The sequence below is a fragment of the Clostridium sp. UBA7339 genome (assembly GCF_002470865.1).
Lineage (GTDB): Bacteria > Bacillota > Clostridia > Clostridiales > Clostridiaceae > Clostridium_J > Clostridium_J sulfidigenes.
In genome coordinates this window covers 1-9,403 of record NZ_DKPI01000013.1, presented here as the reverse complement: position 1 = coordinate 9,403, position 9,403 = coordinate 1, and the positions used below count along the sequence as shown (strand labels likewise).

Genomic DNA, 9,403 nt, shown 5'->3' with positions numbered 1-9,403 from the left:
TGCACATGCACTACAGTTTAAATTTCACCTAAAATAAAAGACCATGAAATTTAATCATGGTCTTTCTGTTTTAAGAATCTATTGTATATTTTAACACATTCATTTATATATTCTTGAAGCTTTGGATCTTTATAAACATCTTCTCTTATATTAGTTTTACCAAATAAATAATCTATAGTTACATTGTAAAACTGAGCTAACTTGGAGACTGTGTCCAAACTTGGTTCATACTCATTACGTTCCCAAGAGCTATATGCTTGTCGAGTTATATTAAATGTATTAGCTATATCTTCTTGACTTAAGTCTCTTTCTAACCTAAGCAATTTTAATCTATCTCCTATCACATTCCCCACCTCACATAAATTTTAGCAAAAATATGATATATAAAGAAGGATTTTTCCATTTTGCATAGAAAACTAGCATATATGATATTAATGCAAGTTTAATTTACATCTTAGGAGGTTTGGGCAATGATAAATTATAAGGGGTTAAGAATAATAATTAAGGAAGTATCTAGTTTCAAATACTTTATTACTAAATACAAAGGTGTGTTAATAATATATTTGAATAGAAATTTAAGCAATAAAGAAAAATCTAAAATATTACATAAATCTATTAAGAAAGTAAAAATGCAAAAGACTAAGGTTTAATATCCTTAGTCTTTTATGCTACATAGACAAACATTATAAAAGCTATAGCTAGTGCTTGTATAAAATAATCCTCTGCACCTCTAGTCTTAATTAATTTATATCCATAATAACTCTTTCTCCATGGATATAAATATGGTGTTCCCATCTTAGTAAAACTATCTGCTACTAGATGCAATGCAAAATTTATAAACCATACTAGAGCTATCCACTTATTTAAGATTAGTATAGAAATACTACTTATAATTAATACTAATAGTGAATGTGTATAAGTTCTATGTTTTATTCCTAAAAGATAATCCCAATCCGGAACAACAGATCCTAACACTCCCGTTGCTGCTATTGGATTACTGATTATTATTGGTAATGTAGCAGCTACACCTATAGCTATGTGTGTTCGTTTCATCATGCTCTTACAACCTCCCGTTCTCTCAAAAAGTATATAAAAAAACCTATCCAACGATATGGATAGGCAAAGTTAAATTAGTTGGGTATATTACTAAGGTTTCCTCTTTAGTTTATTTCATGATACTTACTATATTTTCTTTAGTACTTCCTTAATTTCTTCTATTCTTATGTTTTTAATATTTTTATTTTTCTTCTCGCCTGGCCCAACACGACGTTTATGTTTGCTTACAACTAGCATTGTCACAGGAGCATTTGTTTTGCTCAATTCCTCATAAATACTGAGTAATTTTTCTTCTTTTGTCCTATTAAAAATATCTACTTCTACGGTTATAATTTGCCCATTTTTTAATATAAATATACAGTCAATAAATTTTTTATTTATTTCATACTCTCTTTTCATATAGGTGACTCGGTCTTTAAGTTCAACTAAGATATCCGTTAAAACCAGTGTATGAAAAGAGGGTATTTTCTTTATATAATAAACTTTCTTACCTAGTGTAGGGTGTATGGTTTCTTTAAGGTACTTATTATTTGCAAGTATTTTTAATCTTTTAGCGGCCATGCTATAACTTGGAAAGAACAACTCCTGTAATTGTCCTATGGTTGCTCCTGTATTCTCAGTAATAAAATTAATAATTTGAATATCTCTATCCGTTAATTCCATTTAGGATCTCCAAAATATTGCTTAGGTCACTTTCGATAACTTCCTTTGGTTTCTCTATCTCTATTTTCTTTTCTACTATTCTCTTCTTAATATTTTCCATAACCAGATTATGATCCATGGTAAAACTATATCCTTTTTCCTCTTCTAAAGTCCTACATATAATTTCTCTTTCTCCAAGCTTAGTTGCATTTTCATTCCCCAAGATAACCTTACAAGCTGGGCCATCTGCAATCTTCAAAGATACCCTAGTACATAGTTGAGCTTTAATATCGGAAGGGATACTGTCAGAAGTCGGCTTTTGCAATGCAGTAATAAGAAATACACCACTACTTCTACCAACATTAACTATCATTTTAAGGTGCTTTAGACATTTAGTTTTTAATGCTTTTTCTTCTTTACTATCTCCTCGACTTATATTAAGGAAACTAAACTCCTCCACTACAACATAGGTGTATTTAAGTTTATTCCCATTATCTTTATTATAATCCTCAATATTATAATACCCCTTAGTATTATCTATTAGTTTTTCTCTTCTTCTACATTCCTTATCTATGCTCTCTAATTCTTTTAAAACCTCTTCCAATGTCTTGGAGTATGTTTTTACTTGTGCACAATTTTGAAATACCCCTAAGTCGTTTTTACGTATCTGGAGTAAGTGTAAATCTATATAGCTACAATACTTAATTAAGTTAGTTAGTATTAATAATAATATTCTAGACTTACCTGTTCCTGTATCTCCTCCAATAAGCATATGTGGAAATTTGTTCATATCTACTATAATAGGCTTAATGAGTCCATCAGCTATTAGAATTTTATTAGGAGGTAATTGCATAGGTGAATAACCTTTGAATTTGTAATTAGCCACACAGTTCATAATAACCATGTTATTAACTTGGCTTAGTTGTATAGATTGGAAATGTAAGCCTTCTTTAAATATATCTATATCTCTATTAAGATTTTCAAATGTATATCCATAGGGCAACTCAGTAATTATGTCATATCCATAAGGTGTTCGGTCTATTCTCCATATTTTAAGAGTTTTTTCAAGGTTGTTAGTAAATTGACTTTTAGAGTAGGTAATCTGTTTCCATTTCTTCCTTAGCTTAATTTTGTCTAGGTTTCTATATAGTGCTACACCAGCACCAGCTATAGCAAATTCAGTAATCACTTGCTATTCCTCCCCTCCACTTTTACTGCTGATATTGAATAAATAATAATACCACTAAGTATTATTAAACCTTCTTTTAAAGTTCCTGTGAAAATTGCTAAGCTTTTTATGCCATTGAGAATCAATAAATCTAATCCAAACATTGAACATTCTCCTTATCTAAGTGCTTAATATAATATTCTAATGCCTTTTTAATAAAATCTGATTTCTCTTCTTGGCTATTAACTGTTACGAATAATTTCATATCTTTTGTGGTGCTTTTGAAACTAACTGTAATCTTATTTACCATAACTTCCTCCACTTTCTTACTTCTTAATATATCTATATGCAATCTAGTACCAAAAGTTTCCTAAAAGTTCCGAAATATTTATAAAAAAATAAAGGCTCTATTTTCTATGAGCCTTCTTCATATCTTCTAATATAAGTTGTTTAATATACTTCCCTTTTCCTATTAGTTGTCCTTTTTCTTCTATATATTTATACAATTGCATTTCTATATCAGAAGTCTTAGAAAAAGTTACATCTACTCTTTCATATCCTTTCTTAACCATAACACCACCCCTACAATATACTATTCTACACATACCATAAATTTCCTTTAAACAAAAAGACTAGGAATACCCTAGCCTAAATTTACTTTTCTATATTTTCAATGCACTTATTTATAATTTCAATATTTTTTGTAGAATCTTCATAACTTAATTTTATCATTTCTGAATTTCCTTCTACTCCGTCAGATAACATGTAATTGATGTTTTCGTTCAATTTATCTATATTATAATCCATTTGTATTATGTCATTATCTAAATCACTCATGAGCATTGTGCTTAAATACTTTTCGCCCAAAAATGCTGAATCAAAGTCGAATTTTTTCTGAATTTCATCACTGAAGAATGTCCATTCATCCTCAGTCGGATTATCTCCTGTAATTTTATTTCGTTCTTCTATTAATGCTAATTTATCTTTTTCGTATTCTTCATATATGCCTTGATACTCTTCTTGAGTCCCATCTTTTTCTATCAAACCTTTTGTTTTATTATAATACCCGGTTAACACATCTATTGAATGCTCATAATATTGAATTAATTTATAGTCATTACTTTCCTTCTCTAATTTTGTATCATACTTACTTTCTACTTTACTAACCAATCCTTTAGTACTTCCGCACCCAACTAACCCTAATATCATTATTCCACATAATAATAAACTAAATATTTTCTTCATTAAATAACCCCCATAAATTTCTATTATATTTACATTGTATAATATATTCACACTTTGTCAATATTTACAACATGAGGTGATTACATGGAAATAGTGAAATCTTTGACTAAAATAATTCTAACTTTAGGATCTATACTTGGGATATTATCTTTCTTTATGGTGTTGGTGTTAATGTTTATAATAAAATAAAAGAACCTAGATTTACTCTAGGCTCTCTAACTGTTCTTTTCTTTCATCTATTAATTTTTCTAGTTCTCCTAAATCCTCTAGTGTAGCTTTATTTTTTATAAAGCTTCTAGATGTACTTCTACTTTTCAAATAATTAGAGTATTCTTTGTTTTTTTGTTGCCATTTCTTATTAGCTTCGGTTTGTGTTGATGTTTTATTTTCCACTCTTACTCCCCCTTTTTGACAAATTTAATGATCATTAATATTACCATTACTACAGCTAATGCTAACCCAATATACTGCATAGTGGTTAAATCGGAGAAACTCAAGTCTGAAATCCATATGGCTGTTATTACTAATACAATTATGTCGATACTAAGATTAATTTTGTTCTTCATATTTTTCTAAGGTGCTGGTATAATATATATAAGGATGGAAGAGGGAAGTTGCATTTCCCTCTGTCCTTTGTTTAGCGTTTCCTTTGGTGGGGGCGCTTTTTCTTTTGTCTTTTTTTCTTTGGTTTTAATTCTTTTAGAAGTTTTACTATTGTTAGTGTTAAAACCACTATTTCTAATATGTCTTTCAGCACCTTACTACCTCCTTTCTATACTTTAATTATACTACGGATAGTATGAAGTGTCAACCTTTTTTTATATATTATTCTAAAAATTAGCGCAAAATATGTTTAAATATTATATTTTTGTCTATAATCTAAATACATCTTAAACCATGTGCTTATACAAAAAAAACAGGCTAGTAGGGAATAAATCCTTACTAACCTTTAGTTGTTTTAAGTAAAACTATAACTAGATAAGCATATTAATCTAAAAACTCATACTTTTATTTTGATTAAATTATATAAAATCTAGACCTTTATTATATCTTTATACTAAAGCCATTCTTTTTACTTTTAATATATATATCTTTCCACTATTCCATATAACTCATATTACACGATAAATTATTTAAGCGTCTTTTATTTAATTTCTCAAATTATAATTTATTTCTATTTCATTAATTTTATTTTCATCTATATTTGTATTAGAAATATATTTTGTTTCTTTATCATTTTTATATATACTTATCTGATCATAACCATAATTAAATGAACCTACTTGTTTATCATTAATAAATAATCTTGCTTCCAAACAATATCCTTTCTTTCTTGATTGGCTAAAGCTTTTTTTAACTTTAGTATTTGCAAACTGATTTAAAAATTGCTCAATTTCATCTTTATCTGTTATTTCTACAGTTTTTCCATAGGTTCCAGAGCTCATAAGTATCTTATCTACATTTTTAAAATCTATACCTAGTATGCCTTCAAAATTCTTCGATATAAAAAATGATTGTAAAATCAAACCTATAATAATTATAGCTATAATCACTAACCAGATACTTTTTTTCTTCATATAAAATCCTCCTCTTACATAATCTAATTGCAATGTTTGATAGAAAATTAAACTTATTTCAACTCGCATTAAAACTCTTGTGATAAATTTATATTGATTTTATTATTTATTTAACCAGACACTTAAAGTGATATTTATAAGAAACATTTTACCATCTTAGATACCATATAGCATCTATGTTAGACCATTTATATTTAACAAAATGGGAAAGTGATGTATCCCAATTATCACATACTCTTATATATTCTCCATCAGAAGTATTTTGATATCCTACACCCAAAAATGCATGCCCACTATTTCTACCATCGTAATCTTGTAATGTTTTTCCTATATAAAGAGCGTTCCCATTATTTATTTGCGAAGTTATCCACTTCCAATCAAAATTTTTTGGTGTTGCATAATTACTTCCTAATTGTGATCTAAGTTTATATTTTGATATATAACTCTTCATGCCATTATATCCATCACTGTCACTTGTTCCTGAAGAATTGCTGTGTTTCATTTCAACTCGAAGGTGTGCAAACGCATTGTTATAATTGCTAGTATAAATTAAATTGGTTTTTCCTCTTCTTTCTGACCAATATTTAAGCATATTAATTCCACAAGTAGGTACACAATGCTTAGAATATCCTGAAAAATCACTTGTTTTCATTGGTAAAAAATCTTTAGAGTATGAACCTCCAGCCCAAAGATTAGGTAAACTTACACTTGAATATACTACTTGTTTTGCACTTATATTTCTAGATGTCATAGATTTCTCTAACTTTTTCTGTACAACTTCTAAATTGTTAATATTAATCTGACTTTGGTAATTTTCTCTAAGTTCTTCTTCACTTATATCAGTTTTTTCACTACTTGCTGCATCTATATATGACCCATTATCTTCTACAACAAACTCTCTATTTCCTATATATATCATATCTTCACTTATATTTTTATTTATATCTTTATTAGTTATATAATATACTCCATCATATCCAAACTCAGCTATAATAGGATTTTCTGTATCAAATACTTCAATTAATATATATCCTGTAGGGTTGCCTTTTGTCTTAAGATTAAGTATATATGCATTAATATTTCCATCAACATCATAAGTCTCAACTATATTATCTATAATTGTATCATTTGTCCAAGTTGTACTTTCATCATTAGCTATAATGTCCTCAATAAAGTTTTCAGATATTTTTACAACTCTTTCTTCATCAATATTTTTACTTTCATTTACTGATATATCATCAGCAAATACTGACATGGGAAACATAAAAATTAAAAATAAACTCATAACTAAAATTATATATTTCTTCATAATACCGCTCCTCATATAATTACTTTTGTAGTTAGATTTAAATGTATATAATTGCAAAACTGCTTTTATATTCTGACTATACAATTTAAAATACTTTTTAATGATTGGTTGGATTTCATTACTACTTTCATATACTTATCGTATGATATGTATTATCATCAAAGTATATAGAGTTACCTAATGGATTTAACGGTGTTTCGGGTATAAAAAAATCCAAAATAGGAAAATAGTTTATTACATTAAACTTACATACAATCAATATAATAACCCCCTTTTTTACTTATTATAACTAAAAATGTATATAAATTCAATCAATTAATGCTATATTTATTTGTTATATATCTTATAGTTTTATATAAATAGTTAAAAAGGAAACTACTAATGTTACTCTAATAATATTTAAAACTATTAATATATCTTCTAATAACATAAAAACAGGCTAGTAAGGATTTATTCCCTACTAGCCTTTAATATTATCTACCTAACTTCTTACAATAAGCTATAGCTTTATCTAAAGTTTCTTCCCTATCCTTACCCTGGATAAGTACATTTGTATAACCACTCTTATTCTTAGCCTCTCCTACTGCAATAACTGTTTTATATTGTCCATAATGTGCATATGGTCTTAAACAGTTTATTGTTGGACAGTTAAGCCTATCTGCCATTACCTCCGCTATATTTTGATCTACTGCATTAGAATATTGAATAATATAATCCACTTTAACGTCCTCCTTATTAACTGGTTTTATAATAGTTTCTTTCCTATTTATCAATACTGGATAATCTATATAGCAATAATTCATATCCACATTCCCAGTAATCCCATTTACTTTACCAGAGCTGCTATATTGCCACATATCATGGTTGCCTTTATAAGTACATACAGAGTTGTATTGAGCCACCCACTTAACCCATTTATTGAACCTAGAATCTGTTAGCTTGTTATTAAACCAACTAGTATTTGCATAAATCCCTGCCCAATAACCCGCCTTTTCAATAGCATTGCAAAATACTTCTGTCATATCTGCTATAAGCTTATTAGAGCACTTTCCTGTTGTATTGGCATCTTCTAGATCATAGTAAACTGGATAGTCTAACTTATATCCTTTTATTAGTCTTAATACATGCTCTGACTCAGACTTAGCTTGAACTGTTGATGTTGCATAAGAATAAATATAAACTCCAAATGGTATTCCTAGTCTAGTACATTCTTTAGCGTTTCTATTGAATTGTTTGTCATCCTGGCTTGTTATGTTATCACCATATCCTACACTTAGAATTGCATAGCCTATCTGACTTTTAACCTTATCCCAATCAATATTCCCTTGGTGATGTGACACGTCTATTCCTTTTAAATTCATAATCCATTCCTCCTTAAATTTAAAAGAGTGAGATTACTCCCACTCTGTAAACTATTCTTGCTTATTAATTTGTTTATAAGTTTGATTAATACCTACACTAACACCCCAACATAGGATACCTTGTAAAACAGCATTTACTATAGCATCAAACATTCTTTTGTATTCTGCATTTACTAAAGTTAGCAGTATAGCAAAGGTAATACAAAATACCATAAGTGCAATAGTTATATACTTATCTTTAAATCCATCTATTTTCTTTAGAAATCTTCCAACTACATAAGTAGCTACAATTAAAATAAGTAAATGTTCTGGTACAAAAGTCATTAAATCCATAATTATCTCTCCTTCTTATTTAAAATTAATTAAAAAAGCAATTACTGCACTTATTAAAGCTCCAGCAACTGCTCTCCATAACCATCTATTAGCATCTTCTAAATCTGAAATTCTATTGTTTGCAACCTTTAACTTTTCCTCAAAGTTTTTAAGTTTAAGTTCATTGGTATCATTCATATTTTTAAGCAAGCCTTTTATCTCTATTAAACTCTCTCTCACCTCTTGTATTGCATCAGCTTCACTCATCTTACACCTTCCTTTTGCATAATAAAATACCGCATATTCATTTGAATAATACGGTATATAAAAATCTTAATTTACATATAAATATAATTTATTCTAGAGAAAAATTATCTTTGCCTTCTTCCTTTAACCACCTCTTAGCTTGTTTTCTTATATTTCCACTCAATCCAGCAGAATATTCAGTATCATATAAGGCTTTTTTTACATATTCATTAGGGAACATATTCATTATAGATTCTTCATAGTCAATACCATACTCAGCCTCTTTAAATTCAACAACACTATACTTGTCATTATTTTTCTTTAAAGTCATGAATACTGGATGTGAGTATTCCCCTTTCATATAAAACTTTTTATTACTTAATGAGTATCCTCTGCATAATGAATACATATACACATTAATTATATTCTCTTTTTCTTCAATACCATAAATTTTATGTGCTTCAAATTCTTTATAACCAGCATCAAA

At 28.2% G+C, this 9,403-nt stretch carries 16 protein-coding genes and 1 pseudogene; 1 reads left to right on the top strand and 16 read right to left on the bottom strand.

Annotated features, from left to right (window positions below):
- Positions 1–50: 50 nt before the first annotated feature.
- Complete coding sequence (locus B2S02_RS14190) at positions 51–344, bottom strand: helix-turn-helix transcriptional regulator (RefSeq protein ID WP_346920946.1); 294 nt, start codon at positions 342–344, stop codon at positions 51–53.
- Between the two features lie 126 nt (positions 345–470).
- On the opposite strand from B2S02_RS14190, the gene B2S02_RS14185 reads away from it, so the two are divergent.
- On the top strand, positions 471–650 hold the full coding sequence (locus B2S02_RS14185; protein WP_346920945.1) for a hypothetical protein: 180 nt from the start codon (positions 471–473) through the stop codon (positions 648–650).
- A gap of 13 nt (positions 651–663) precedes the next feature.
- On the opposite strand, the gene B2S02_RS14180 is transcribed toward B2S02_RS14185, so the two are convergent.
- The 15 genes and pseudogenes from B2S02_RS14180 to B2S02_RS14110 all read right to left on the bottom strand — a co-directional run.
- Complete coding sequence (locus B2S02_RS14180; protein ID WP_346920944.1) at positions 664–1,056, bottom strand: metal-dependent hydrolase; 393 nt, start codon at positions 1,054–1,056, stop codon at positions 664–666.
- Between the two features lie 126 nt (positions 1,057–1,182).
- Positions 1,183–1,719 carry a hypothetical protein gene (locus B2S02_RS14175; protein ID WP_346920943.1) on the bottom strand — a complete coding sequence of 179 codons (537 nt, stop codon included), beginning with the start codon at positions 1,717–1,719 and terminating at the stop codon, positions 1,183–1,185.
- A complete protein-coding gene (locus tag B2S02_RS14170) occupies positions 1,703–2,887 on the bottom strand; it encodes an FtsK/SpoIIIE domain-containing protein (protein ID WP_346920942.1) in 1,185 nt (394 codons plus the stop codon). Before B2S02_RS14170 ends, B2S02_RS14175 begins: the two co-directional genes overlap by 17 nt.
- Positions 2,884–3,030 (bottom strand): hypothetical protein, encoded by a 147-nt coding sequence (locus B2S02_RS14165; protein ID WP_346920941.1) that lies wholly within the window; start codon positions 3,028–3,030, stop codon positions 2,884–2,886. The genes B2S02_RS14170 and B2S02_RS14165 overlap by 4 nt, the downstream gene beginning before the upstream one ends.
- Entirely contained in the window at positions 3,018–3,176 is a 159-nt protein-coding gene (locus B2S02_RS14160) for a hypothetical protein (RefSeq protein WP_346920940.1), read from the bottom strand. The genes B2S02_RS14165 and B2S02_RS14160 overlap by 13 nt, the downstream gene beginning before the upstream one ends.
- Positions 3,177–3,273: 97 nt before the next feature.
- Positions 3,274–3,438 (bottom strand): hypothetical protein, encoded by a 165-nt coding sequence (locus tag B2S02_RS14155; protein ID WP_346869436.1) that lies wholly within the window; start codon positions 3,436–3,438, stop codon positions 3,274–3,276.
- An 82-nt stretch (positions 3,439–3,520) separates the two neighbouring features.
- On the bottom strand, positions 3,521–4,111 hold the full coding sequence (locus tag B2S02_RS14150; RefSeq protein WP_346920939.1) for a hypothetical protein: 591 nt from the start codon (positions 4,109–4,111) through the stop codon (positions 3,521–3,523).
- 201 nt (positions 4,112–4,312) lie between these two features.
- Complete coding sequence (locus B2S02_RS14145) at positions 4,313–4,504, bottom strand: hypothetical protein (RefSeq protein ID WP_346920938.1); 192 nt, start codon at positions 4,502–4,504, stop codon at positions 4,313–4,315.
- A 2-nt stretch (positions 4,505–4,506) separates the two neighbouring features.
- Positions 4,507–4,677: a hypothetical protein gene (locus B2S02_RS14140; RefSeq protein WP_346920937.1), complete on the bottom strand. Its 171-nt coding sequence runs from the start codon at positions 4,675–4,677 to the stop codon at positions 4,507–4,509.
- Positions 4,678–5,259: 582 nt separating this feature from the next.
- Positions 5,260–5,688, bottom strand: coding sequence for a hypothetical protein (locus B2S02_RS14135; RefSeq protein ID WP_346920936.1), 429 nt, complete (start codon positions 5,686–5,688; stop codon positions 5,260–5,262).
- Positions 5,689–5,836: 148 nt separating this feature from the next.
- A complete protein-coding gene (locus B2S02_RS14130) occupies positions 5,837–6,997 on the bottom strand; it encodes a C39 family peptidase (protein ID WP_346920935.1) in 1,161 nt (386 codons plus the stop codon).
- Between the two features lie 473 nt (positions 6,998–7,470).
- The gene (locus B2S02_RS14125) at positions 7,471–8,358 is read right to left on the bottom strand and encodes a glycoside hydrolase family 25 protein (RefSeq protein ID WP_346920934.1); all 888 of its coding nucleotides are present in this window, start codon (positions 8,356–8,358) and stop codon (positions 7,471–7,473) included.
- A 51-nt stretch (positions 8,359–8,409) separates the two neighbouring features.
- Positions 8,410–8,691, bottom strand: a complete 282-nt coding sequence (locus tag B2S02_RS14120) for a phage holin family protein (RefSeq protein WP_346920933.1) — start codon at positions 8,689–8,691, stop codon at positions 8,410–8,412.
- A 15-nt stretch (positions 8,692–8,706) separates the two neighbouring features.
- Complete coding sequence (locus B2S02_RS14115; protein WP_150844901.1) at positions 8,707–8,937, bottom strand: hemolysin XhlA family protein; 231 nt, start codon at positions 8,935–8,937, stop codon at positions 8,707–8,709.
- 88 nt (positions 8,938–9,025) lie between these two features.
- Positions 9,026–9,403: pseudogene (locus B2S02_RS14110) on the bottom strand (hypothetical protein); the annotation flags it as partial.

Excerpts from the sequence above, each read along its gene's own strand:
- B2S02_RS14125 (WP_346920934.1), bottom strand. The coding sequence starts at position 8,358 with ATGAATTTAAAAGGAATAGACGTGTCACATCACCAAGGGAATATTGAT.
- B2S02_RS14165 (WP_346920941.1), bottom strand. The coding sequence starts at position 3,030 with ATGTTTGGATTAGATTTATTGATTCTCAATGGCATAAAAAGCTTAGCA.
- B2S02_RS14150 (WP_346920939.1), bottom strand. The coding sequence starts at position 4,111 with ATGAAGAAAATATTTAGTTTATTATTATGTGGAATAATGATATTAGGG.
- B2S02_RS14185 (WP_346920945.1), top strand. The coding sequence starts at position 471 with ATGATAAATTATAAGGGGTTAAGAATAATAATTAAGGAAGTATCTAGT.
- B2S02_RS14155 (WP_346869436.1), bottom strand. The coding sequence starts at position 3,438 with ATGGTTAAGAAAGGATATGAAAGAGTAGATGTAACTTTTTCTAAGACT.
- B2S02_RS14140 (WP_346920937.1), bottom strand. The coding sequence starts at position 4,677 with ATGAAGAACAAAATTAATCTTAGTATCGACATAATTGTATTAGTAATA.
- B2S02_RS14180 (WP_346920944.1), bottom strand. The coding sequence starts at position 1,056 with ATGATGAAACGAACACACATAGCTATAGGTGTAGCTGCTACATTACCA.
- B2S02_RS14130 (WP_346920935.1), bottom strand. The coding sequence starts at position 6,997 with ATGAAGAAATATATAATTTTAGTTATGAGTTTATTTTTAATTTTTATG.
- B2S02_RS14175 (WP_346920943.1), bottom strand. The coding sequence starts at position 1,719 with ATGGAATTAACGGATAGAGATATTCAAATTATTAATTTTATTACTGAG.
- B2S02_RS14135 (WP_346920936.1), bottom strand. The coding sequence starts at position 5,688 with ATGAAGAAAAAAAGTATCTGGTTAGTGATTATAGCTATAATTATTATA.
- B2S02_RS14160 (WP_346920940.1), bottom strand. The coding sequence starts at position 3,176 with ATGGTAAATAAGATTACAGTTAGTTTCAAAAGCACCACAAAAGATATG.
- B2S02_RS14120 (WP_346920933.1), bottom strand. The coding sequence starts at position 8,691 with ATGGATTTAATGACTTTTGTACCAGAACATTTACTTATTTTAATTGTA.
- B2S02_RS14115 (WP_150844901.1), bottom strand. The coding sequence starts at position 8,937 with ATGAGTGAAGCTGATGCAATACAAGAGGTGAGAGAGAGTTTAATAGAG.